This window comes from Flagellimonas oceani, from assembly GCF_011068285.1.
Lineage (GTDB): Bacteria > Bacteroidota > Bacteroidia > Flavobacteriales > Flavobacteriaceae > Flagellimonas > Flagellimonas oceani.
The window spans coordinates 580,394-604,078 of the sequence record NZ_CP049616.1; the positions used below are offsets into that span (position 1 = coordinate 580,394).

Sequence of the window (23,685 nt, forward strand, 5' to 3'; positions counted from 1 at the left end):
ATTGATTATGTATTTGAACAGATTACAACAGGATGAGGTCTTTGTGCCAGTACAGCTAAGACCTTTGGAAGCATTGACGGGAATGCCCAACAGAAAGGGGATGGAGCGGGCCATTGTGAGCAATGAGAAGATCGTGAACGTGGTATCCAAGCGCTACGGGCATATCCCCAATGAACTGTTTTTTGGGAAAGCCGAGGAGCGGGTCATCAAAACGGGACTGGCCTACCGTAGGCAGACTATCAACCGGGCCGATCGTAGTTTCAGTATGGACTTTATCCTTACCGACAGTTCCCAGTTTTCCGTGGGACAGCGGGAGGATACCATACTGCCCATGCTGCGCTTTACCAATTCCTATGATGGGAGCGAACGCACATCGGGACATTTTGGATGCTATCGCAAGGTGTGCTCCAATGGACTGCATGTGGCCCAAACGGAGATCGGTTTTTCCATCAAGCACCACAAGCGTTGTGTGAACTTGATCATGCCCGAGCTGGAAGGATTGTTCCGTAAGTTTATGGACAATGAGTTCTACACCATCTCCGATAGGTTCCATCAATTGATGACCGTGGAGCTATTGGATACCAAGGCCTTTGTGAAAGAGGTGCTGGATCGGACCAAACTCTTCCGTTATGAGTGCAGTGATACCAATGACGATCCCTCCAAAAGGGCCCGTGAGGTCATCGAGGTCCTAGATCGTGAAGCCGTGTTATTGGGTACGACTCCCAACCTCTGGTTGGGCTATAATGCCTTTAATGCTGTATTGCACGGTAGCCTCAGAAGAAGCTTTTCACGACAGGAACGTTTGGACAAACAATTGTTCGAGACGGTTTGTGAGATGGTCTAAAGGCCAGAAAGGGCCGCTCCGGTGCCCATAAACCGGAGATTTTTGATGAGCGCGGGGGTAGAGATAAATTTTATTAGAGTTGTTAATTTATTATTTAGAATATTATCAATATTAATGGTTAAAAATTGGGTTGGTGCTGGGATTTATAGATAAAGATGTTTTCTGTTTTAAAATAAGCTTTAATCTAAACTAAGGCATTTTTATCCAAGCTACTGAATAGTTCGGTTTGTTTTGTGTCTAGAATTTCGATTGGTATGGTACCAATCTTATATTTCTGTTTTTTTAGTTCTGCTTTGAAATTTATACAATACTTAGAAAGCTTGGTTATTAATTGATTGTTCATTATATTTACTTGTTCATTGTCACTGAACACACAAAATAAATGAACACACATGGCCATGTATCACAATAATGATTTTGTTTATGAAGCAGTCGCGAACCTAGAGAACGTCATCGATGTTCCAATAGATATTGAAACGAATAGGGGGCAATATAATGCGATATTAAATATAAAGGATATTCAGTTCATAGTAGAAGCTAAATCAACTATGAGAACCTCCAATCAAGGACTTGTATTATCAAAGTTAGAAGAATTGAGAAGCATGAGTAATAGGCCAGTAATATTTATTGCAGATTATATCTCAAAAGCAGGAGCAAGTCAACTAAAGGAAAGAGGAATTAACTATATCGATGCAGCTGGGAATGCTTTCATAAGTAACGGCGATTTAATGATTTTTGTGGAGGGCCGGAAAAGAACCTTTAAACACCACACTAATCAATCTCGTGCTTTTCAAGAAGCAGGTATAAAAACCATTTTCCATCTATTAAACGAACCTATAAACTTACAGGATTCCTACAGAGAGATAGCTCAAAAAGCAGATGTGTCATTAGGTTCTGTAAGCAACGTAATGTCTGAGCTTGAAGATCTTAACTTTATTTTAAAAACAAGATCAAAAAGAGTATTGAAAAATAAAAAAGAGCTTTTAGAAAGATGGGTGGTAGCTTACAACGAGGTATTGAAACCTAGAATATTAAGGAAAAGAATGAGGTTTATTGATAGACTTTCTGAAAATGAATGGAAGAGTTTAACATTAAAAACAACATCAGATTTTATTTATGAACAGGCAGAGCAACAAAATAATATACTTTGGGGTGGAGAGCCTGGTGCTTCCATTCTAACAGGTAGACTAAGACCAGAGGTCTTTACCTTATTTACAAATTATGAAATTCCTCTAATTGCCAATCAGTTAAGACTAGTACCAGACTCAAAAGGAAAAGTTTATATATATAAAAAGTTTTGGAATGACTCATCTGTAATAGGCAATGCAGCCCCGGCATTATTAATATATGCAGATTTGATCAATAGTGGCCAGGGCAGAAACATGGAAATAGCGAACCAAATATTTGAAAATGAGTTACAGCATATCCAGTAAAAAGTTCAACCATCCGCTATTAAAGCCTATTCTTCAGGAATTAACCGACTATTTCAAGGCTTCGGGTATTTCCTTTTTTGTCATTGGGGCAACAGCGCGGGATATTATTATGGAGTTACACGATGAAAGTTCCGGACGTTTAACTCACGATTTGGATATTGCCATCACCATCAACGATTGGGAACAATACAAAACAGTTGAAGAAGGTATCACCCAACTACCTAATTTTACTAAAGACCAAGACCAAAAGCAACGCTTCCAATATTTGGGAAAGTTCGATTTAGATATCGTTCCTTTTGGTAATATAATGAAGGAAGACGACAAAATCTTTTGGCCACCAGACGAAGAGTTTGCCATGTCGGTACTTGGGTTTTCTGCCGTAAATGAGGCGTCTTTAAAGGTAAGTATTGATGAGGATATCAATATTCAAATTGCATCCTTGGCAGGTATAGGGCTCCTAAAAATAGTAGCTTGGAAAGACCGAAATCATAAAACGAATAAAGATGCGGATGATATCGCTTTTATCCTGCAAAACTATCTGGAAATTCATCTGGACGAAGCTATAGAGCACTATGATGTTGTATATACAGATGACCATACCATAATTAAAGGTGGTGCAGCCTTATTGGGGATACACATCAATCACTTGTTAGATAACTATCCAGAGGCTAAACAAAGCATCAAGGAGGTGCTTTCAATTGAAGTGGATAAAAAAGAAGAAAGCAGACTCATCAATCAAATATTGGAAACCCATAAGACTTTAAACTACGATGAGGTTTTAAAAAGTATAGATAACTTAAACAACCAAATAAAAATATAGTCAATCAATGGCAACAGAAATAAAAGAAAAAAAGTAAAGTACCGTATTAGAGGATAACCAATTACTCTGTTTATAATAGGATGTTCAGACATTCCTAAATTCCAAATCACATTTCATGATATAGGATATATGAAATGGTGGCATAAAGGAAAGATTTCCTATGAAAGCTTTGTTTAATGTTATCTTGGGGGAGACGTAAATATAACCAATTGAAATTCAATAACATTGAAGTAAAACCATAGGTTTTTGGCAGGTAAACCATAGATAGATGAATTCCACGGACAATGGTGTCGTTTTATCGATTGAAAAACAAATATCGTTAACTGTTGATAGGCATTTTAACCCACATTTATTCTAAGAAGGAGTCCTTTTTATAGGAGTGCACTGGTACATAGGTCTGGATGATATAGGGGGTGATCTTTCGCAAGGTTTCGTCATTGGTCGGATGCAGTCCCGGAGCCGTAAAATATTCAATTTCCCCATCCTTGTTCTTATGGTACCATAGTAAGGGTTTATCATCCTCCGAAAAGAACTGCGTTGCCATGTTGACGTCCACTTTTTTAAAATGCTTCAGCTTTGTTATATCCATGGGCTCCACCTTGGTTCCAAACGAAGAATAGGGTTTGGTAGTACAGGGGACTTCCACATATATGGAGTCGGCCCATGCCATGCATTGGTTTTCAGCCTTTTCACCTGTGGAAACTGTAGTGTTCCCATATCGTATCCCCATCACGATCGCCAAAACCAAGGAAACGACCACGAGGATGGGTATGGTCCATTTTGTGGCAGGGACCGTTTTTCTTTTTTTTATATAATCGGCATAATTGTCATAGCCTAGATATTTACAGCATAGATCCACACTCTCCGCTTGTGGGGCACCGTACTTCTTTTTTTTGTTGATATACCTGTCATAGGCCCTCTCCAAGGTTTTTGAACTCAAATCGCTATGGTCGCTGATATGACTGGACAATGCAAACCTAGAGTGGGAAGCATGCTCCGTCTTCGCTTTTTCAAAAACCTTCCGAACGATCTCTGCTATATATTTTTCATCCATTGGACTAAAAGTACAAATTTTAAAAAGGCAAATCATATTACTGAACCCTTCCGAACCCTTGATTTTATTGGTGTCTAAAAAATGTCCAATACAAGTCCAACTGCTGTCTGCAATGTAAATGAACACTTCAATTTACTTTGTCGCAGAAAATGGATTCCGCTATGTGTTGCTGACATGGCTTTTCTAGAAAGTTCATTTTTATGGGATGCTGTAATGCGGCCTGTAAGGTCCATTGGAAAGTAACCTAAAGGGTCGCTTACAGTTTCCACTTTCCAAAAATAGCAAAGGAGTACTCCAAAACTCACGGGTGGCTGAAAAGCAAAAACGCTCCGGAAGATTCCGGATGGCCACCTCTTTGTTCAATTCAAAATTTCATAAAAATGAAAAAAGTGTTTTTGGCCTTGATGGCCGTTGTTTTGAATATGTTCCTGTTCTCTTGTTCCACTACGGATACGGCTGAGATAGCGAGCGAATATGATATGGTCGCTACCGAAGGGGATGACCAAGATCCGACCCCACCACCACCTCCGCCACCGCCACCGCCAGGAGGAGGGGATCAGTAAGAATAATTTGATTAATTTGAGCCATGTCTGGAAATCGGGCATGGCTTTTTTTTGTAAACAAACCTGTAATCATTGAAACCATTTTTATTCCTTATCATATTGTCCATTTTTATGTCTTGCGGTCCATCGAATAAAAAGAAAGCGATGGCTTCCCCGACGGAGTATGACAGTATACATAGATATTATGATCGTTCTTTTGACCAAAAAAATTCATTGGAAGAAAAAAGGGAAAGTATAGACAGGGCCCTTTTCCTGGCCAGAGATCTGGAAGCGGATTCCATCTTGGGCAAGTTGATGTACAAAAAAAGTTCCTTGCTCTTTCAAGCTGGGGACTACGATAGCTTGGTGGCACACCATGACAGTTTCCTCACATTGCAATCCCAAGTCGATGGGCCGAAGCTAAAAGCGTCCCAATATTATCTAATGGGATATTATTATGATCAGGTCCGGTCTGATTATAGCAAGGCATTTGAAAATTACAGTGCCGCCAAAAGCCAATTCGAATTGGCGAAGGATAGTAGCTGGACAGGGAAATGTTTGTTGCTTATGGGGGTGATACAGAAGAACCAAAATGATTTTTTTGGAAGCAAGGAAACGGTTACGGAAGCACTCCAGTTTTTTAAGGAACCCAAGGATAACAATGATATGGTCCAATGTTATGGGCTCTTGGCCACCAACCATAGGAAGTTATTGAACTTCGAGGATGCCATATTCTATTATGCCGAGGCCATTAAAAATAGCGGCTCCATGGAAGACAGGATTGCGTTTGAGAACAATCTTGCCGCCACCTATATTGATGATGGAAGATATGAAGAGGCCATAGTGATTTTAGAAAAGATTATGGGAAATACAGCCTTGGATTCCACTCCTGTGGTTTACGCAAGGGTATTGGACAATCTGTCCTATGCCCAATGGCTTTTGGAAAAAAAGGATGTTGACGCTTCTTTCCAAAAAGCCCTCCAAATTAGAAAGGAGAAACATGATATACGAGGGCAAATAGCCAGCTATACGCATTTAGGGGAATATTTTATGGAAAAGCGGCCCCACGTGTCCCGTGCTTATCTGGACACTGTAATCCAATTGGCTCAAAAAATCAAAGTACCAAGGGCGGAGACCGATGCATTGAAGTTCCTGATGCAGATAAGTCCCGAAAATGTAAAACTCCGTGACCGCTACATATTTTTGACCGATAGCCTTGATGCTAAAGAAACGATGGTCAAGACCCAATTCGCCAAATACAAATACGATGACAAGCTGAAGCAGGAATCCATCTTGCGATTGGAAAAAGAAAATGCGGAACAAGCCTTATCGGCCGCCGAGGAACGCAGTAAGAAAATCATGTCCTACTTGGGTTCCATAGTCCTGTTTTTGGGCCTGAGCTTTGCCATTTATTTTTTTGGTCAACGTACCAAACGTTTAAAAGAGCGAAACAAACTCGCCAAGTTGGAGGCTACCCTTGAAACGGAGGCTGATATGTCCCGAAGGCTCCACGATGATTTTGGGGCGGGCCTCAACCAGACCATGCTGATGGTACAGGGGGATATGGACCGTTCAAAGATCTTGGATCGCTTGGATGGGCTCTATAGCCAAAGCAGGAATTTTTCCAGGGAGGTCAATGAAGTGAGCACGGGAGGCCGTTTTAAGGACGAGTTTTTGGAAATGCTTCGCTTTCGGACCCCAAATGAGGCGAACCTTTTTGTTACCGGTGTCAAGGATATTGATTGGGGGGAAATGCCCCCATTGTCGCAAAAAGTCCTTTTCAAGGCCATACAGGAACTGATGATCAATATGGGCAAACATAGTAAGGCAAATATGGTCACCATTGGATTCAAACATACCGGAAAAACCATGGTGGTGAAGTATTACGATAACGGTGTTGGGGCATCCAAGGAGGAACTGAATGCCAAAAATGGGCTTCGGAATACGGAAAAGCGTATTCAGGCCATTGGAGGAACCGTTATTTTTGATTCCGATAAGGGTGAGGGCTTTACGGCCCATATCATGATTCCGTTTTAATAAAAAATATACTATGTTCAAAAAAGTATTGATTGCGGAGGATTTTCAGGATACCAATCAGGGGATTTCTGAAATGTTGCGGGATACCTTGCATATTCCTGTGCTACCGGATGAACTCTATTGTGATAAGGCATACAACCGTTTAAAATATGCTGCAACCAAAAATGAACCTTTTGAATTATTGATCACCGATCTGTTTTTTAAAGGTGATCATGTACAGCGGAGGCTTACTACGGGACTTGAACTGATAGCGGCCGCTAGGGCCCTTCAGCCCAACTTAAAGGTCATCGTGAATTCCATGGAGGACAACCCGGTCACGGTCAATGCACTTTTCAAGGAAGAAAAGATCAATGGTTATGTATGCAAGGGACGTCACGGACTTATCGAATTGGTAAATGCCGTTCAGGAAGTTTATCATAACCGTACCTATGTCTCTCCTGGCATCGATTTGAATGTTTCCAATAACGTATTTGAACTCGAAGAGTTTGACCTGATGATACTTCAAAGCTTGGCGGAAGGGCTTACCAAAAAGGAGATTTCGGAAAAGTTCAAAAAGGAGCATATCACCCCTAACAGCGAAAGTACCATAGACAAAAGGGTCAGTAAAATGTTCGATGAATTCGGGGCCAAGAATACCAATCATTTGATCGCCAAAATGATCCGGGAGGAAAAAATCTGATTTATAGTTTGTTAATGAACCTTTGAATTTCCCTTGCAGATATCTGTAAGGTCACTTTTTCATAAGGTGGTAATATTGAAGAAATCAAACTAATACCGATGAAGTCCTCTGATAATTTTTACACAACTATAGCATCTCAACATATATCTACAACAACTTCAAGCATCAACAAGGTAGGCCTAAAATTCAGGATATTTGCTTTGATTACGGTTTTTCTATGCCTATTGACGCCAAAACAGACGCACGCCCAAAATGATGGTGCAGCGATTGCAGGTGCCGTGGGAGCATTGGCATTGGTAGGGGCAGGGGTAGCGGCGGTCGAACAAATGAAGGAAAGAGCAGAGCTGACCGCAACGCAATGGGTATTGTCCAACCATCCGGAAATGTCCAGTTTTTCTTTAAAGACAGTTGACTTTGATGGCAAAAAAGTAAAGGACATGTCATCCGCATCCGTGATCAGTTTCAAAATTCAAGAATTTGTACCGGAAGACAATCCTGTTCTGAACGGGAAAAAATATGTACTTCTTGGGTTCACCAGTCATGGATGGATCAATGAATATGGTATTGATTTTAACAAGGTCAAGTGGTTCATGATCAACAGATCGGAATGGACAAGAATGATGGTGGCTTACGTAAAAGTTGCCTCTGGAGTAACCTCCGACGTGGAAAGTGATATTATCAATGGAAAGATTGTCAATAGAGGCGTCAGGGTTAAAGGAAAGAATATGGTTCCATTTTATAAGATGGAAGGAGATATGTATGTCGTAACGGATTATTCCAACGAAATGAAATTTGTTTATAATGAAAGATCCTTAGGTATTTTCTTGAAAGATACCCGTGACCTTGTACAAATAAAAAGAAGTAGCTTAATCGAACTCCATGATTTCTTTTATGAGGAGAATTGATATACTATTACACACTGACCATTGCAATGGTAATGTAGGTTAGTTCAGCCTACTGTACATGAATTGCACAACTTGACATTCCCTTACAGATTTCTGTAAGGGAATGATGTTTTATAGGGCTAGGTTTGATTATAAAATCAATAAGGGGCAATGGCAGTAAAACATATTCCAACTGGAGAAGTACATAAGGGGTATAAAGTAAGCATTACGGGTTGTGGATTTGATATGCGTGCAAATCCCGATCAATGGGAAGATACCACTGAGTCAATTACCTGCAAAAAAAACGGGTGTACAAACTGATCGTTAGAAACATGGGGTACTTTTTGATCTCTTATGACCTACATGATCCTATCCAAGTCTATCGTCCCTTGGTCGAGGAAATACAGAAAATAGGGAGCTGTAGACAATGCCTGGATTCGTTGTGGGTGGTGAAATCCAATGAAACCTGTGGTTTATTAAAAGAGCGGCTCACCAAACATATCGATAGGGACGATAAACTCCTTGTCGTTGGATTAAAACCCCACTGGGCCGTACATAATCTGAGTAAAGACTGTACCGATTGGCTATCTAAAAAGATATAGTAACATGGAACTTCAGAACCAACTTAAGACTTTGGCCGAAAAAGTCATCAAGCTCAAAGAGCAAATAGATACCGAGGAATCGACCAAACATGCCTTTGTGTTGCCATTTATCAATTTATTGGGGTATGACACCTTCAACCCTACCGAGGTAGTACCTGAATTTACCGCAGACCTGGGATTGAAAAAGGGGGAAAAGGTGGATTATGCGATTTTTCAAAATGGCGTCCCCATCATTATTATCGAGTGTAAAAACTGGAAAGAAAAGTTGAACGCCCACAACTCTCAATTGTTCCGGTATTTCCATACTACGAAAACTCGTTTTGCACTGCTGACCAATGGTATCGAGTATCAATTTTTCACCGATTTGGAATCGGCCAATAAAATGGACGAAAAACCTTTTTTAGAGTTTGATATCACCCAGTTAAAGGAGAATGTGGTCAATGAGATTGCCAAGTTCCACAAGAAGAACTTTAACGTGGATGAGATAGTGGACAACGCGAGCTCCCTTAAATATACCAAGGAAATCAAAAAACTCATAGGCGAAGAACTGCAAGCGCCCAGCTATGATTTTGTCAGGCTCTTCGCATCACGGATCTATACTGGCCGGCTTACTGAAAAGGTAATGGGGGAATTCACCGATTTGGTAAGCAAGGCCTTTACCCAGACCATTAGCGAAAAGGTGAACGATCGCTTGAATTCAGCGCTTCATAAGGAAGCGGAAAAACAACAGGAAGAGGACAAGGAACCCGAAAAGCTAAGCAAGGTCAAAACCACGGAGGAAGAAATGGATGCGTATCGTATTGTGGTGGCCATTTTGCGCAGAAAACTCTCGGTCGATCGTATCGTACATAGGGATACCCAATCCTATTTTGGAATACTCTTGGATGATAATAACCGTAAGCCATTATGCCGCCTTCACTTGAACGGGGGAAATAAGTATTTAGGTGTTTTTGACGATAACAAACGTGAGACCAGACATTCAATTGTAACCGTTGATGACATCTATCAATTTGAAAATGAATTGTTGCGCACCGTTGACTATTATCAGGATGAGTAAAGGGAGTCTTTTCACTACTTTCTTTTATATGGTTGTCATGTTTTCTTGATGTGTTATGACGTCGCCAGACCCCCAAAAGCATGAAAAGGTGAATTATTTTATAACTAAGAAGCTATTGAGTCAGTTCTTATGAGGTACTTATTGTTTGTTTGTGCAGTTCTTCTTTTTTTGGCATTGGCCAATCTACCGATAGGGTATTACAGGCTTTTAAGGTTTGTTGTGACCATTGGTGCTGTTGCCGTTGTAATCACTGAATTGGAAAAGGGGATAGGTTTTTGGGTCGTTGCTTTTGGAATTATTGCCATCCTATTTAATCCTGTACTTCCCATATATCTAAATGATAAAAGTGCTTGGATGCCAATTGATATGATAGTGGGCATACTATTTTTAATTAAAACATTCATTTATAAATCAAGAACAAATGAGTAATTCAGATAACGGCGGAGGATTGATTGTATTTATGTATTTACTTACGATTGCAATATCGATTGCTTCCGGAGTATTGGCATGGAATTGGATTGAACCTGATAGTTTTTTTGGAGCCATCGCATTTTTAATTGTATGGGCGGTCTTTAGCAAAATTGGTCACTTCATAGCAATGGGAATTGTAGCTGCTTTTGGCGGAATGGATTAAAGACCATTAATTAACCAATACATTTTAGGTGATTGGGCCGTACTTAAGCTGTTCAGAAAAGGCGTATTGGAATCCTTTTTTCCCTAATCCAACCTAAATACCAATAAGACAGGAAGGTGATCCGTCAATTTCCTGGCCTTTTCCAATTGATCGCAAAACCTCACAAAATCAATAGCTTTTCCTTCCGTCTTGTAAATATCCTGTGAATAAAAAATATTGTCGATAGGGTAGTTGAGGTAATCAGTTCCGTCACATTTTCTTTTTAAAGTGGTCTTTGCATTGGATACGGCTGCTTTAAAACCATTATCTTTCAAGTAATCAAAAACAGGCATTTTTTCTTCAACATTAAAATCGCCAGCAATAATCAAAGGAGTTTCTAGTGAATCAACGACAAAATCAGAAATTGCGATGATTTCACTTTCCGGGTCTTTGTTATAGGGCCTGGAATGAAAATTGACCAAAGTGAATTTTTTTCCTTCTACAAATAAATCCAGTAAAAATGGCTCTCGGTTTACCACCGAATCTAGTTCTGAAATAAGCCAACCTCGATTTTTTATTTTTATGTTTTTGGTCTTCCAAACAATGGCATAACGCTCAGTAACATATTTCGGACTGTTTGTGGGGTCACTGATAACATAGTCCCATTTGGCCCCTTTTCTGTTAAGCAGGTCGGATAATTTGGCAACGGCCTGTGCTCCGCCATAACCCGCGACCACTTCTTGAATGGTAAGGATGTCCACATCTCTGACGATTTCAGCGATTTGATTGAGTTCCTCGGTGTTTTTTGTCCGTCCAAAATCTTGGATGTTCCAGGATACTAGTTGAATTGCTTCAGTTTGAGCAAAAACGACACATTGGAAGCATATCGATACAAGGAAAGATGTCTTTTTTAACATAAGGTTGATTGCATTTTGAATCTGGAAAATAAGCATAAATGGACAAAGGGCTATTACGGAAAAACGTAAGGCAGTAACTGGTGTTCCATGTAATTTTGGACTACCTAAAGAATAATAAATAAAACCATAGTCCCATGAAAAATTTTAAACTACCACTTATTTGTGCCATCGTTTCCTTGTCAAATGTTGCTTGTAGTGAGGAATCCGTTACTGATGAATTTGAAAATGCCAATGGAAATGTAGCGGAGAAGTTAATCCGAAGTGTTTCATATATCTCCCCGGAGAAGCCGGAAGATAATAGAACGGTCGGTTTCTCCTATAATAATGATGGTAGTTTGAATACGGTCTCCGATGGGACCGATACGAGCATCTTTTTGTATGAGAACAGTGAACTTAAAACGATTACCGGCTCCAATGATAACCTTGATACGGAAGAATTATATCAGTCTCCCTATGATGCCTTTGACATCGGTCAAGTTGTCTCCTACGATGATAAGGGAAATCCAGAAGTAATTGAGTTTTTTGAAGAAGAATGGAACGAAGAATTTGGGGATTATATCGCTAAAGTGTATACGGCAAACCTAGAGTACGACGATGCTCCCAATCCCTTTTATTATACCATGAAATCCGGGGGATTGATAGACATGCTTGACAATGTGCAACTCAACTTTTCCATGACGCCGCAGTCCTCGGAAATTGTGCAGGCCAGGTTATTGTTTCCGCTAAACAATCTTTCACAGATAGTTTATAAAAATGAAGAAGGGGAGACAGTATATTCCATTAATGCAAACTTTGATTATGACGAAGATAATTATCCAACTTCCGCAGATATCACTGCGGTCTCCGTAATGGATTCAGACCAAGGGGTGGTGTCATTGGCTTTCACCTACCTCGATTAAAGAAAGACCGGTGACTTTTCCTGTACGCACAGTGATAACGAAGAAAACATGATTCATATACTATGAGAAAATTTATTTTGGTTGTTCTCGCTGTACTTTTTTCCGTGGGAATAGAGGCTCAGTCCTGCGAAGAGATGATGGATTTTGTGAAATCTAAGAGTTATGGGAGCACTTACAGTAGTTACAACAGTGATGCTATCTCCAGGGTTACATTCTACAGTGTATATGTGGATTATAAAACGTACTATTTTGCAATCGTATGCTTTAAAAGAAAATATGCTTACCAATGCTCGGAATATATGTATCAAGTGGCTTCGAATACCAAAATGTACTATTCAAGGAATTATAGGGAAAGTGCTGGTAAAGCATTCTGGAAATATATACAACCCTACAATAAAAATCTAGGGTGTGCCCCGGATATGTAGTGATAAAGCATATAGGTTGCAACCGGACAGGGATAAATTCAGGAAAAAGAATGGTCTAGAACTCAGGGCTTGTTGGATCATACAATTTTTTTGGACAACATCAATGGGAGAACATAGTGGTATATCCATTGTGTCATCCTGCAGTCAATTGGTATTCTCACAAAGCTTTTACTGGCATGACCAAGGATATGTCGATGGTTTTTAAATTTGTTGAAAAAAAAGATACAAATGAGTTGAGTGGCATTGAAAACCATTGTATTTTGGTACCTGTAAAATTTTCGATAAGGAAAAAATGGAAAGTACCAAAATAGGGGTTGAAACGGCTGCAAACATATTAAACCTGACACAGCAACAGATTAGAAACCTCTGCAGGAATGGCAAAATCCCTGCGGAGCGTATAGGCAAGACATGGATTATGGACGAATCGGATGTTAGGGATTATTTTGACACCACAAGCTGTGGGACCGCCGATAACAAAGTTTATACCCGCAAATTGGAGGAATCCATCAATTTTGAGAAACCCAGAGCGATGAGTTTTTTCAGTGGTGCCATGGGATTGGACCAAGGTATTGAAAAGTCTGGGTTTGAGGTAGTGTTGGCCTGTGAGACCGATAATGCCTGTCGGAAGACCATTTTGAAAAATAGGCCCAACATTGCCCTTATCGGTGATGTACGGGATTATAGCTCCGAACAGATACGGGAGGCCGCTGGTCTTTCCGAGGAAGATGATATCGATCTGATTGTAGGTGGCCCTCCCTGTCAAGCCTTCAGCACTGCAGGAAAAAGGAAAGGATTTGAGGATGAGCGCGGCAATGTTTTTTTAACGTTTATAGATCGGATATTGGAGCTGAGGCCCAAATACGCGGTCATAGAAAATGTGCGCGGTATCCTCTCAGCACCGCTAAAGCATCGGCCCCACTCCATGAGAGGAGAGGAGTTTGACCCTTTGTCCGCCAAGGAACTCAAGGGCGGGGCATTGCTTCGTATTCTGGATGTTCTTCGGGAAGCGGGCTACGGCGTTAGTTTCAACCTGTACAATGCTGCCAATTTTGGTGTGCCGCAGAAAAGGGAGCGTGTGGTAATCGTCTGTTCCAGGGATGGAGAAAAATTGCCCTTTTTGGAACCTACCCATGCCGAGAATGGGGAATATGGACTGCCGAAATGGAGAACCTTCAGGGATGCGGTATCCAATGTTTCACTGACCGGTAACAACCACTTGAACTTTCCTGAGAAAAGACTTAAATACTATAGAATGTTGGCCCCTGGGGAGAATTGGAGAAACCTTCCCTTGGATCTGCAAAAGGAAGCCCTGGGCAAATCCTTTTATGCTGGGGGCGGCAAGACCGGTTTCTTGCGGAGATTGGGTTGGGACAAACCATCACCGACCTTGGTCACCCACCCGGCGATGCCGGCCACCGATTTGGCACATCCGGAAGAACACCGTCCGCTCAGCGTGGAGGAATACAAGCGTGTCCAGCAGTTTCCTGACAATTGGCAGATTGAGGGGAGCTTGATTGAACAGTATAGACAGATCGGGAATGCCGTGCCGGTCGGACTGGGAAAGGCCGTTGGTAGATTGATCATGAACCATCTCACCGGGGAAGGTGTCGAGGAATACAAAGACTTCAAATATTCACGTTATAGGAATACCAGTGATGAACAATGGGAGCAAATGATCGAACTGGAATACAAGAAGCATATGGGGGCTAAAGCTTCATTTGCTTGACCTGTTCAATGGTCTGTTCACCGACCTGGTCAAATATCTCCAATAGTGCTTCATAGGTTCCCGGGCCACCTACAAAGTCCCAAAAATCCTTACCGATCAATACGCAGGAATCGTGTTTCATATCGAAATACTTGTTGGGTGTCGATACGGTATAATCGTTTTGGGTCTCCCCAGTGGGATTGTAGTACAGCGCAAAGTAAGTCTTATAGGCTGGGTTGTGTGCCTTGAGCAAGAGTATGTCGTGTTTGGCGATACGGGTCTGGTCCAGGTTGGGCTTTACCGTTTTGATTGAAAAGAAGTGTTCCTTTCCGTCGCGTTCCATCCAAAGGTCGCTGATGATTTTCCGGGATAGGGTTCTTCCTTTGTCATGGGCCGCGATGTATTTGAGTTCGGATGCCCAGTCTGGTTTGGATTTGTTGGACTTTAGGGCATCTATTATATTCTCTATTTCGTCATTGGCACCTTGGTACAGGCTAACCACAGTCTCCTTTTGACGCTCTGCCTTGGCACCTGAGGCTAGAGCCAATATCTTGGCGATCTCCTCGACATATTTTTGACCGAAGCTTGTGGAGAACGAACGCTCGAAAGAGGAGAGTTTGATGATCTCGGGGCCTAGAAGGGCCGTGTGGAACGGCTTCAAATCCGTTTCGAGGTTGGCCTTTGTCCGTTTGGCGGCGTTCAGTACGATGTCCTTCAACAGTTCGGAGATTTCTTGTTTGGTGTAGTCTTCCATATTGGATATTTTGGCCGCTTAGGCTGTTTAAATATAAGTTTTTTGTATTACGAAGCATTGAGGGACAATATAAAACGTAGGTCTATTGGTGCTATCTAACTCAAAAGAATGCTCTTTTTATTTCATTCAGCGTCTTTGTGGGGAATACTGATTAAATCCAATTTGGAAGGTTTTTTATTTAAGCTAATATTTTACAACAAAATAACCGATAGAATTGTCAGAATTAAGCGAGAAAAAGCACTTAATCTTGGTAATGGTTAAGTATAGTTTTTTGAGTATAACGTTGTGCTACATTTTCTCCAATCGTTCATAATTTTTCCTATCTCCCATTGCTCCATAGATACTTTTCAGTTGATATATAACGCTTCGATCTCCTGAATTCAATCGGAGATAACTTTCCAATATATCAGCGCCTTTACCAAAAAGTTTGTCTTTTTGTAGCCTAAGTTCATCGAATCTTCTAATATCATTTCTTGAACTTCCTAAGGCATTCATTTCGTCAATCAACAGATTCCCTTCATTTATGTAAGTTGTTGATAAATTTATAATTGCATTTAAATAGGAAGGGTTGATTTCTAAAGCTCTTTTATAGGCCTTTCGGGCTTCTTGTAAATTACCTTGCTCCATATTAATTACTCCTATATTATACCACAAGTCCGGATTGTTGTTGTCAATTTTGACAGCTTCCTCCATAAGCGATTTGAATTTATATTTGTTGCCTAGTTTATGGTAGCAATTGGCTTCATTGAGTATTAAATTAATATCTCGGGGATTCTCTTTCTTAGCTATTTTAAAATATTTGATGGCCTCCTTAAATTCTCCAAGTCTATAATAGATTATTGCTGAATTTTTATAGATTTCTTGCCGCTGTTTTTTTTCTAAACTGCTAATCCCTTTGTCAATTGATATTAAATAATATTTAAGAGCCATTTCATAATTTCCTCCATTGACATAGCTGGATGCGGCATAATACAGGTATATTTTTTCCAATCCAGCAGAATATTGGAAGGCTCGCACAAGCAGACCTCCAGCCCGATTGTAATTCCCCTGGTTATTCTCATCAACTGCAGCGTTTACATTTCTTATCATTAATGCTTCATTATACTGAAACAATTCCAAGTGCCTGTTTTTATAAGATTCGTTTGTATCATAAGAAATGTAATCAGTAGAATTGAAGTTTCTAGTATTTTGGTAATTATTTGAACCTGTGGTAGCACTGTTTTTTTTTGAGGAGTTGTAATAAGTGCTTGGATAGGACAAATAGTTGTTATCTGGTTCTATATAGCCTCTCGACCCCGTATGGGGGTTAATGTTTGGTTTGGTGGTATAATTATCTCGATTTGTACTATTCCTATTAGTTCTATAATGCGATGGCACGTAGGTTCCATCACTCCTTGTATATGCTTTAACCTTATGGTACTTGGGATTTACTTGAGCGTTTAAGCCAAACCCCAAGAGTAATAAGGATAAAATCAGTAAATGTTTCATTTTATAGAATGCTTTGTAAATGACAGATGAAGGCATCGGATAACTGTCCTTTACGGGTTTATATGTGTTAACTTTTGGTTTCACGCCGATCATACATTGTTGAAATACGTCTTTTTATATTTCTATTTTGGTAAAGTAAATATTGTCTGTCGGTTCACTCCAATCAAATTCATAATCTCCTTTCAATATGATAGGAGGTCCGTAAGGTTTGGCTGTTCGATATTCCAAAACTTCTCCTGATTTGTATCTTGAACCTTTTCGGATGTCAAAATCTTTAGTGTCCGCTGAATATTCCTTTTGATTCACGTAATGACTGTGATCGGTCGAGAGGAAAAGATAATTTATGTCAATTCCATTTTCTTTGTAAGCTTCCAAATTCGAAATGTCTTTGAAAATGTCATATCTGTTATTTGGCTCTCGATGGTTTTTCTTCTTAAAGAACTTCAATTCAATTGCTCCGGTCGCGTATTCATTTTCCGTTCCAAAAGTCATTAAAATATCTACTCTTGCATTTTTGCTTTTACTCTTAACACTTGTCGATTTTAACTTAACGTAATTTTCCATTTCAAGGTTAAATTTCTCGTTCGGATGAAATTCGTAAAGTTGTCCGAAAACCTTTAAAATATATCCTAATTCGAGTTGGAAGGAGGCTCGTTTTTTGAAATTATTCCGCCATTGGCGAGTTTCATTTCCAATGTCCGAAATGACATTTCAATTATTTCCTTTAAACGGTTCCGATATTTTTCAATCATAGGCTTTTGGGTTTACTAATATGCTACAATATTGCCTGCTGGCTTTTATTCCACATTTTCAAAGTAATCGGTATTCCACATTTTTTCACAAAATCGCTTCACAAGTCCTTGTCTTTCAGAAATATCATCTTTTTTAAATTCCTCGTGTGGTTTAAAATCCAATTCCGCAACTACTGATGATTTCAAAAAATTCGGATTCTTTTCGTAATAATCTGAATGCAAAGTTTGAGCATAAGTGTTCTCTTTTATATAGTGTTTTAGCTTATGTTCATACTTGTCGCTATTAAAAGATTGATTCGTCCCGTTTGGAAGTAGAATTAAAGCTCCAATCAAATTTCGCCATTCTTGAAAATCCTCTTTTTGTTCAAACTCGTCTTTATGTTCTTCAAATTTATTACCCCAAATATGCTCAATCTCAAATTGTCTTCCTTTTGGATGATGATATGAAACATAGTTGGTGTCTTTGCCTACTAAATTATCTACGTAGCTTGAAATACGGGAAAGTAAATGCTTAACAAATTTTCTATTCATTCCGTGCAAACGAAAGCGATCAACTGCCTCCCATTTTTGGTCGAGTTCGATAATTTCTTTTTTCAAATTCTCACCCAATGTTTGTAAGTCATTGTTTCTAATTGATTTAATGATCCCAAACATTGTGTACTTAATGGAGGTCTGTCCGAATTTCCTGTAGTTCACGGCACGTCTAACTGTAAAAGTCTCAATGTAACGTGCAACAAAATCAAGTTTCTTTTTAATTGTGCCATTATCATCATCGAATTTTATTGAAGCCAGTAATAATGGGTCTTGAAGAGATTCAGCAATACCCCAAGAATTAATATAGTTCAAATGAGGCATATCGCTTTCATAATCTGCTTGTGCATCCCAATTTTTAGTGTACCATTTTACAAAAAATGGAAATTGGTATTTGAAAAAGTTGTAGAATTCGTCTGACGTTTTGAGTTTGAATAATTTTTTGTGATTGTCTTTGAACCAATTGTGAAAACGTGTTCCAATCAATTCAAAATCTTGATTTTCAGAACCTGCTTTTCCTGGACGAATACTCATCGCATATTTACTACGAAACCAGGCTTGGAAAAATGACTGGTCAACTGAATCTCCGTAGTCGTGAAGTCTCTGAATTTCTCGTTTCCAAATCTCGTTGATTTCGGTCCTTTCATCTTTATCGGTAATTTTTGAAAGGACAAAACCTTTCAACATTTCGGTTGGCGTTAAGTTAAGACCTCTGTCATTCATTGTCTCGAAAATGGTATAAGCATTTTCATCTGAATAGGCAGTTATCTCAACTATTACCACGTTTCTGATAAACCAATCAATAAAATAGGGAAGTGCTCCGTTGCTCAGTTCTTCTGGGAATGATTGGGCAATATCCTCATATCGTTCGACCATATTTTGAACGGTTTCATCATCATCTTCTTGAATTGAATATGTGCCTGTTTCAAACAATGCTTTTAAGCAAGGTTCTCTAACTTCATCGGTCATATTGAACGACTTTTCGCCATAAGATTCTGAAAAAATAAGATTGCTAACAGAAACCTTTTCACTTAATTCGGCTTGTAGGTGATTGAGGTAAATTAATAATAGTGTAATTGATGTAATTCTCTGTTGTCCGTCAATTATTGACTTTTTGCCATCATCTGTGTTTACGCTGAAAACTACTGGCCCTAAATAGTAGCTTTGATAATTTGCTACTGCTGGTCTTTTATCCGTCGGTTTATAGGATTTTAAAAAAGTTGAAGTCAAATCTTCGACAAGTAATTTGATATGTTTTTCTTGCCAACGATATTCTCTTTGAAAATAGTCTATATAAAATTTTTGGTCTTTTAAAAGTGAACTGATGCTAATGTCAGTTGCGTCAATTTTATTCTTTAAGTTTTGATTCATTTATTCTCGTTTGTTATGTGTAAGCTTGCAGGCAACTACTGATAACCATTTTTGCCATTAGCACTTTTTAATTTTTATTCAGCTACTACCTCCAATAGACCTTTCAATTTGGCTAAAAGCTCATCGAAAGTCAAAATATCCACATTATTTTGGTTTGACCTTAAAAGTTCGAAGCATTTGGTTTGATGCTCGGTTAAATTACCTTTCAACCCGATTACAAGAATGCACTTAGGGTTCACTATCCTTTCTTTATTGCCGAAGTCTTTTAAAAAGACATCTTTTTGGTCAAGGCATTGACCTATACCTCCTGATAAATCATCAGAATAAGAGAAAACATCTGGTTTTCTATAAGGACTATTTTTTAACAAATCTTTCTTATGGGTTTTGATTTCGAGTAAGGCAAAATTATCTTGAAATCCATTTTCAAAAAGAAAGTCAACTATTCTACCGTCTTCATTTTCTAATGTTTTTCCTCCAACATAAGCCTCTTGTTTTCTGAGTATTACTTCGAATGGAAACAAATGATTTAAAATCCATGAGTTTTCACCAAAGAATTTCTGCCATTGTTTTTCATTATCAACTTTAGAAGCCATTAGTTTTTCAAACCGCTTTATGATGTCTTCAATAAAAACTTTGTTTATTTTATCTCTAGTTTTTATAAAGTTTGACGTAACAGATATTTTACTTGGAGGGGCTGTTTCCATTACAGTTGACAATGATTCGATATCAGCTTTCGTTACTTTTTCAAACGAGTCGAACTTTTTCAAGAATCCATCTAATTGTCCTGCATTTAAAAATACTTTCTTTTTTTCGAGCTTAGTTGTAATTCCACTAATTTCATTGTGAATCATCAATTTTCTTGTGCGGTCATACCAACGTTTTTCATTGGCAATTTTTTTTAAAAGAGGCGATAAGTCGGACCAATTTATGGAAATTGACTTTTTCGAAAATCTATTTTGAACATTAACTCCTATTGTAATTTTTTCTACCTCTTTGAATTTGGTATATAGATATTGAAAAAGTTGCCTAATTCTTTGCGTTCTAAATCCATATCTACTGGTTGTTTTAAAATCTTTTGGAATATCAGATTCCTTTTCCCAACCTTTAAGTTCAATTGTATGTATTTTCTTTGCCTTAACACTACCGTCATTTGGGTTTACAGAATAAGGATAGTAAACAAATCTCTTTTCCTTTTTGAAAATTTCCTTGGCTTTATGAATTGGCTTTCCTTCCGAATCACAATAAGTCAAAACAGTTTTTGTTTGGTTATCAGTTGTTGTATTTTCTTGTTCAGGTTTATAATTGGGCATAATGTTCGGTATTAATGGCAACTGCCCCTGCTATAAGCAGTTGCGAGGTTTAGTTGTTAAATTCGCAAGTACACGCTATACTGAAAATCCTATAGTATTTTCAGAAGTGGATTAGGACAAGCAATTACTTATGGCAATTGTTTGCCATAGTGTTTTTATTCAATTTCTTCTTCTTCCGATTTATATTTTTCGTATTCATCTCCATTGTAATGGGCATTTAGAACATACTCTTTTATCATATCCTCGTCAAACTCCAGTGAAATACTTGCTTTTGATGCCCGACTACCAACATAGCTGGTGTAAAAAGTGAAAGATTCAGAACTTCCAGCCCTAAGTACATCATAGGTAACATAACCATCGTCAGTTGTGATTTGATTTTCATTTCGGTCTTTATAAGTTATTTCATATTTTACCTTCGGAATGTCAAATGTTGTGTTGTTTTTAACTATTCCTTTTCCAGAAGCGGAACCTCCATATCCAGTTTTCCAACTCCAGTCAGTAACAGAAACATCTGTTTTAAAATCCAATAACTTATTTACGGTATATCTGTACTGAAGCAAATAGGCGTCAATGTATTTGCCATTTTTCTGTACATCAGTCGTGTCATTTTCTTTAATGCAACCAGTGTTAACGGCAAATTTGTAAAGTTCATTTTCTTTATGGTCAGTTAGTCCTTTACTATCAACTATTTGATTATAAAGACTTAATGAGTCAGGTAGAAGATAAAGTTCAATTTCTTTAGTTGATTGCTTACCAAATCCGTTGGTATAGTAATTCGTAGTTGCAACAGAAACCAAACTGTCATTGACAAGTTTTGATTCTACAATTTTGATTGAATCAGATTTAAAGTAGCTGTCAAAAGTCGAAATGTTTGGATAAGAACTTTTCATTTGTTCTTCATTTCCATCATTAACCGACTCAAAAAACATCAAAACAGTTTGTTCGGAATCAACTAATTTTTGGTCTTTTCCACAACTCGAAAGTAAAATGGCTAAAAATAATATGGTTAAATAGTTTTTTTTCATGTTTTCTTAGTTCATATTATGACTAATTGCCTCATGTATGATGTCGTAGCATCTCGAAGGGTGCTATGCATTATAGGACACATTGTTGGGAATAGTTATTTTTGAATTTTTCAATTAGGTTATATTTCGCTTTGATCGGTAAGGTCTTGTATGACGTCCCCCTTAATTCATACTTACCTTTTATTTCTACTCTGTCATCTGGAGAAACCATAACAGAGAAAACCTGACCTTCTTCTAGTTCTATTTGATTTTCAATGATTTCACCATTCCTTTTTAAATAATCTATATGGGTTACTTCTTGTTCCAATTCTGCTACTATTAATTTTGTAACCATTTTAGGAATTGAAAATTTTTCAATGCTAACTTGATTAGGTTTAATCGAGAAGATTTCGCCTTGGTATTTTGGCTCACCATTTTGAATAAAGAACAGGTGAGGACAACTTCCACATTGCCAATGTCTGTCAACCCAATAAATTCTATTGAAAGAAAAATCATGTATGTCACACACTAAATCTTGTTTCTGATGCTCAATAAAGATTCTTCGAGGTTCAAGTCTTGGACCAATGAATTCTATACTCTGATGTTCCTCAATAGAGCCTAATTCTAACTTTTGGATTTGTTCTGGGACATAAGTCGAAGTAACTAAATCTTGATTATGCTTCAACAGTTCTTTGAACTGGCTTAGAAATAGCCCAATCGGGATAGCAAGGTTCTGTGACGGTTCGACAATAAACTCGGGAAGCTTGGTCAAATCTTTTTCATTCACCACGTTTGATTCATACAATACACCATCATGCGAAACAGATTCAATACTTTTCAATCTGATAGGAAAATTTGAAATGTTTTTGACTATCAGAAATTGAGCATATAGAGGCCTTAATTGATAAAGTTCTTCGAATCTTCCCACACCCGCACATTCTCCTTCATAACAAGTTAGTATTTCACTTATCCTTTCTGCAGATACTCCATTATTCAAGAGGAATTGAGAAATATTATCTTCTTTTGTTGTATTCCTTAACTCCTCTTTCTCGGGAACGCGTTTATGATAAAAAAATTGATGTTCACCTTCTTTGCTTGATAAGACAATTGCATCTGGGTATTGAGTAGAGTAATGTTGTTTCTCAATATCAAGAAACTTTTCAATTTGCGTGTGTCTGTATGATTGATTATTCACTAGTTTACGTAGAAATTGAAGAGTCTTATTTTCAAAAAGAATTGGGTTTTCGAAAGGAAAATTGGATAGATTGTTTTCTGAAATTTCTTTTATAAAATCAAATTCTTGGGTAATCAGAAACTTAGTGCTAATGACATCACTATCTGTTAAATTTACTTCATGAACTATTTTTCGATCAATCACAAATTCAATTTCTTTCAATTCGAGCTTTCTAATTTCAGAAGTAAGTCGTTTGTGACCCCATGTTTCGATTTTAATGTCTGGAAATTTAACCCTTAATTTATCAACATGGTTTTCAACCTCTCCAATTAAAGTATCGTTTGTTATGTAGACAAACTTTAATACGTCTTTCCATTTTTCAAGACACCCTTTCAGGTCGGATTCGATTTTAATCTTTGTTTGTTTAGCACTTTCACCTCTAGTTGCGTGTGCTTGAAAGAATGCTCGAGAAGCATAACAGTAACCATCATTTTTCATATCACCATTCCTTCCACCTGCACGCACTGGAACGTACTCTTCTGGATAAAGGGTTAACAATAACCTATCACAAAAATCTTGGAAGTAGTAATACTCAATGGATTTTATGTAATCATCAATGATTTTTGGGTCGTATCTCAATGGACTTTCTTTTAATTATTTCCAACAAGTTTATATACTGAACTTCATTAACCATATATTCTAATGTGGTTGGCTATGCCTAAGTTTGGTTATTTAAAACAACCAATATCAAAACTATAAGGTTTATTAAGATAGAATTGAACTAAAAGTA

The 23,685-nt window shown here is 38.3% G+C and carries 23 protein-coding genes; 14 read left to right on the forward strand and 9 right to left on the reverse strand.

The genetic code is table 11. The features are described 5' to 3' along the window. Window positions 1-7 precede the first annotated feature (7 nt). The 3 genes from GVT53_RS02700 to GVT53_RS02710 all read left to right on the forward strand — a co-directional run bounded on the left by GVT53_RS02700 (window position 8) and on the right by GVT53_RS02710 (window position 3,097). Window positions 8-844 (forward strand): DUF932 domain-containing protein, encoded by an 837-nt coding sequence (locus GVT53_RS02700; protein WP_166247302.1) that lies wholly within the window; start codon window positions 8-10, stop codon window positions 842-844. A gap of 392 nt (window positions 845-1,236) precedes the next feature. Continuing rightward, window positions 1,237-2,277, forward strand: coding sequence for a type IV toxin-antitoxin system AbiEi family antitoxin (locus tag GVT53_RS02705; RefSeq protein ID WP_240905123.1), 1,041 nt, complete (start codon window positions 1,237-1,239; stop codon window positions 2,275-2,277). Beyond that, a complete protein-coding gene (locus GVT53_RS02710) occupies window positions 2,255-3,097 on the forward strand; it encodes a nucleotidyl transferase AbiEii/AbiGii toxin family protein (protein WP_166247303.1) in 843 nt (280 codons plus the stop codon). The genes GVT53_RS02705 and GVT53_RS02710 overlap by 23 nt, the downstream gene beginning before the upstream one ends. 349 nt (window positions 3,098-3,446) lie before the next feature. Here the strand turns inward: GVT53_RS02710 and GVT53_RS02715 are convergent, their stop codons facing one another. Further along, on the reverse strand, window positions 3,447-4,151 hold the full coding sequence (locus tag GVT53_RS02715; RefSeq protein WP_166247304.1) for a hypothetical protein: 705 nt from the start codon (window positions 4,149-4,151) through the stop codon (window positions 3,447-3,449). 380 nt (window positions 4,152-4,531) lie between these two features. On the opposite strand from GVT53_RS02715, the gene GVT53_RS02720 reads away from it, so the two are divergent. The 8 genes from GVT53_RS02720 to GVT53_RS02750 all read left to right on the forward strand — a co-directional run bounded on the left by GVT53_RS02720 (window position 4,532) and on the right by GVT53_RS02750 (window position 10,586). Then, a complete protein-coding gene (locus tag GVT53_RS02720) occupies window positions 4,532-4,714 on the forward strand; it encodes a hypothetical protein (RefSeq protein WP_166247305.1) in 183 nt (60 codons plus the stop codon). Window positions 4,715-4,858: 144 nt separating this feature from the next. Beyond that, on the forward strand, window positions 4,859-6,730 hold the full coding sequence (locus tag GVT53_RS02725; RefSeq protein ID WP_166247306.1) for a tetratricopeptide repeat-containing sensor histidine kinase: 1,872 nt from the start codon (window positions 4,859-4,861) through the stop codon (window positions 6,728-6,730). A 13-nt stretch (window positions 6,731-6,743) separates the two neighbouring features. Then, on the forward strand, window positions 6,744-7,409 hold the full coding sequence (locus GVT53_RS02730; RefSeq protein ID WP_166247307.1) for a DNA-binding response regulator: 666 nt from the start codon (window positions 6,744-6,746) through the stop codon (window positions 7,407-7,409). Window positions 7,410-7,507: 98 nt separating this feature from the next. Further along, window positions 7,508-8,314 carry a hypothetical protein gene (locus tag GVT53_RS02735; RefSeq protein WP_240905124.1) on the forward strand — a complete coding sequence of 269 codons (807 nt, stop codon included), beginning with the start codon at window positions 7,508-7,510 and terminating at the stop codon, window positions 8,312-8,314. Window positions 8,315-8,601: 287 nt separating this feature from the next. Beyond that, entirely contained in the window at window positions 8,602-8,895 is a 294-nt protein-coding gene (locus GVT53_RS02740; protein WP_166247308.1) for a SinR family protein, read from the forward strand. Between the two features lie 4 nt (window positions 8,896-8,899). Then, window positions 8,900-9,952 (forward strand): type I restriction endonuclease, encoded by a 1,053-nt coding sequence (locus tag GVT53_RS02745; protein ID WP_166247309.1) that lies wholly within the window; start codon window positions 8,900-8,902, stop codon window positions 9,950-9,952. 129 nt (window positions 9,953-10,081) lie between these two features. Next, window positions 10,082-10,381, forward strand: a complete 300-nt coding sequence (locus tag GVT53_RS21235) for a DUF6804 family protein (RefSeq protein ID WP_417941339.1) — start codon at window positions 10,082-10,084, stop codon at window positions 10,379-10,381. After that, window positions 10,374-10,586: a hypothetical protein gene (locus tag GVT53_RS02750; RefSeq protein ID WP_166247310.1), complete on the forward strand. Its 213-nt coding sequence runs from the start codon at window positions 10,374-10,376 to the stop codon at window positions 10,584-10,586. The genes GVT53_RS21235 and GVT53_RS02750 overlap by 8 nt, the downstream gene beginning before the upstream one ends. Before the next feature lie 83 nt (window positions 10,587-10,669). Here GVT53_RS02750 and GVT53_RS02755 read toward each other — a convergent pair whose 3' ends face one another. After that, a complete protein-coding gene (locus GVT53_RS02755) occupies window positions 10,670-11,482 on the reverse strand; it encodes an endonuclease/exonuclease/phosphatase family protein (protein ID WP_166247311.1) in 813 nt (270 codons plus the stop codon). Between the two features lie 134 nt (window positions 11,483-11,616). Between GVT53_RS02755 and GVT53_RS02760 the strand changes: the two genes are divergently transcribed. From GVT53_RS02760 to GVT53_RS02770, 3 genes are all read left to right on the forward strand, one after another. Then, complete coding sequence (locus GVT53_RS02760; RefSeq protein ID WP_166247312.1) at window positions 11,617-12,381, forward strand: hypothetical protein; 765 nt, start codon at window positions 11,617-11,619, stop codon at window positions 12,379-12,381. A gap of 62 nt (window positions 12,382-12,443) precedes the next feature. Beyond that, window positions 12,444-12,806 carry a hypothetical protein gene (locus tag GVT53_RS02765; protein WP_166247313.1) on the forward strand — a complete coding sequence of 121 codons (363 nt, stop codon included), beginning with the start codon at window positions 12,444-12,446 and terminating at the stop codon, window positions 12,804-12,806. Between the two features lie 292 nt (window positions 12,807-13,098). After that, window positions 13,099-14,532 (forward strand): DNA cytosine methyltransferase, encoded by a 1,434-nt coding sequence (locus GVT53_RS02770; RefSeq protein WP_166247314.1) that lies wholly within the window; start codon window positions 13,099-13,101, stop codon window positions 14,530-14,532. Here GVT53_RS02770 and GVT53_RS02775 read toward each other — a convergent pair. The 7 genes from GVT53_RS02775 to GVT53_RS02805 form a co-directional block, all read right to left on the reverse strand. Continuing rightward, window positions 14,513-15,265 (reverse strand): TdeIII family type II restriction endonuclease, encoded by a 753-nt coding sequence (locus tag GVT53_RS02775; RefSeq protein WP_166247315.1) that lies wholly within the window; start codon window positions 15,263-15,265, stop codon window positions 14,513-14,515. The two genes, GVT53_RS02770 and GVT53_RS02775, sit on opposite strands and share 20 nt — an antisense overlap. 288 nt (window positions 15,266-15,553) lie before the next feature. Continuing rightward, window positions 15,554-16,753, reverse strand: coding sequence for a tetratricopeptide repeat protein (locus tag GVT53_RS02780; protein ID WP_166247316.1), 1,200 nt, complete (start codon window positions 16,751-16,753; stop codon window positions 15,554-15,556). 114 nt (window positions 16,754-16,867) lie between these two features. Next, a complete protein-coding gene (locus tag GVT53_RS02785) occupies window positions 16,868-17,317 on the reverse strand; it encodes a hypothetical protein (protein ID WP_205791870.1) in 450 nt (149 codons plus the stop codon). Between the two features lie 233 nt (window positions 17,318-17,550). Beyond that, window positions 17,551-19,407, reverse strand: coding sequence for a DUF262 domain-containing protein (locus tag GVT53_RS02790; protein ID WP_166247317.1), 1,857 nt, complete (start codon window positions 19,405-19,407; stop codon window positions 17,551-17,553). A 74-nt stretch (window positions 19,408-19,481) separates the two neighbouring features. Further along, window positions 19,482-20,717 (reverse strand): Shedu immune nuclease family protein, encoded by a 1,236-nt coding sequence (locus GVT53_RS02795; protein WP_166247318.1) that lies wholly within the window; start codon window positions 20,715-20,717, stop codon window positions 19,482-19,484. Window positions 20,718-20,872: 155 nt separating this feature from the next. Further along, the gene (locus tag GVT53_RS02800) at window positions 20,873-21,742 is read right to left on the reverse strand and encodes a hypothetical protein (protein WP_166247319.1); all 870 of its coding nucleotides are present in this window, start codon (window positions 21,740-21,742) and stop codon (window positions 20,873-20,875) included. A gap of 70 nt (window positions 21,743-21,812) precedes the next feature. Next, complete coding sequence (locus GVT53_RS02805; protein ID WP_166247320.1) at window positions 21,813-23,534, reverse strand: hypothetical protein; 1,722 nt, start codon at window positions 23,532-23,534, stop codon at window positions 21,813-21,815. Between the last annotated feature and the right edge of the window lie 151 nt (window positions 23,535-23,685).

Bases quoted from the DNA above. Each gene is read 5' to 3' on its own strand.
- GVT53_RS02775 (WP_166247315.1), bottom strand. From the start codon at position 15,265: ATGGAAGACTACACCAAACAAGAAATCTCCGAACTGTTGAAGGACATC.
- GVT53_RS02785 (WP_205791870.1), bottom strand. From the start codon at position 17,317: ATGGAAAATTACGTTAAGTTAAAATCGACAAGTGTTAAGAGTAAAAGC.
- GVT53_RS02800 (WP_166247319.1), bottom strand. From the start codon at position 21,742: ATGAAAAAAAACTATTTAACCATATTATTTTTAGCCATTTTACTTTCG.
- GVT53_RS02770 (WP_166247314.1), top strand. From the start codon at position 13,099: ATGGAAAGTACCAAAATAGGGGTTGAAACGGCTGCAAACATATTAAAC.
- GVT53_RS02755 (WP_166247311.1), bottom strand. From the start codon at position 11,482: ATGTTAAAAAAGACATCTTTCCTTGTATCGATATGCTTCCAATGTGTC.
- GVT53_RS02735 (WP_240905124.1), top strand. From the start codon at position 7,508: ATGAAGTCCTCTGATAATTTTTACACAACTATAGCATCTCAACATATA.
- GVT53_RS02720 (WP_166247305.1), top strand. From the start codon at position 4,532: ATGAAAAAAGTGTTTTTGGCCTTGATGGCCGTTGTTTTGAATATGTTC.
- GVT53_RS02765 (WP_166247313.1), top strand. From the start codon at position 12,444: ATGAGAAAATTTATTTTGGTTGTTCTCGCTGTACTTTTTTCCGTGGGA.
- GVT53_RS02710 (WP_166247303.1), top strand. From the start codon at position 2,255: ATGAGTTACAGCATATCCAGTAAAAAGTTCAACCATCCGCTATTAAAG.
- GVT53_RS02730 (WP_166247307.1), top strand. From the start codon at position 6,744: ATGTTCAAAAAAGTATTGATTGCGGAGGATTTTCAGGATACCAATCAG.
- GVT53_RS21235 (WP_417941339.1), top strand. From the start codon at position 10,082: ATGAGGTACTTATTGTTTGTTTGTGCAGTTCTTCTTTTTTTGGCATTG.
- GVT53_RS02715 (WP_166247304.1), bottom strand. From the start codon at position 4,151: ATGGATGAAAAATATATAGCAGAGATCGTTCGGAAGGTTTTTGAAAAA.
- GVT53_RS02795 (WP_166247318.1), bottom strand. From the start codon at position 20,717: ATGCCCAATTATAAACCTGAACAAGAAAATACAACAACTGATAACCAA.
- GVT53_RS02780 (WP_166247316.1), bottom strand. From the start codon at position 16,753: ATGAAACATTTACTGATTTTATCCTTATTACTCTTGGGGTTTGGCTTA.
- GVT53_RS02750 (WP_166247310.1), top strand. From the start codon at position 10,374: ATGAGTAATTCAGATAACGGCGGAGGATTGATTGTATTTATGTATTTA.
- GVT53_RS02700 (WP_166247302.1), top strand. From the start codon at position 8: ATGTATTTGAACAGATTACAACAGGATGAGGTCTTTGTGCCAGTACAG.
- GVT53_RS02760 (WP_166247312.1), top strand. From the start codon at position 11,617: ATGAAAAATTTTAAACTACCACTTATTTGTGCCATCGTTTCCTTGTCA.
- GVT53_RS02705 (WP_240905123.1), top strand. From the start codon at position 1,237: ATGGCCATGTATCACAATAATGATTTTGTTTATGAAGCAGTCGCGAAC.
- GVT53_RS02790 (WP_166247317.1), bottom strand. From the start codon at position 19,407: ATGAATCAAAACTTAAAGAATAAAATTGACGCAACTGACATTAGCATC.
- GVT53_RS02745 (WP_166247309.1), top strand. From the start codon at position 8,900: ATGGAACTTCAGAACCAACTTAAGACTTTGGCCGAAAAAGTCATCAAG.
- GVT53_RS02725 (WP_166247306.1), top strand. From the start codon at position 4,859: ATGGCTTCCCCGACGGAGTATGACAGTATACATAGATATTATGATCGT.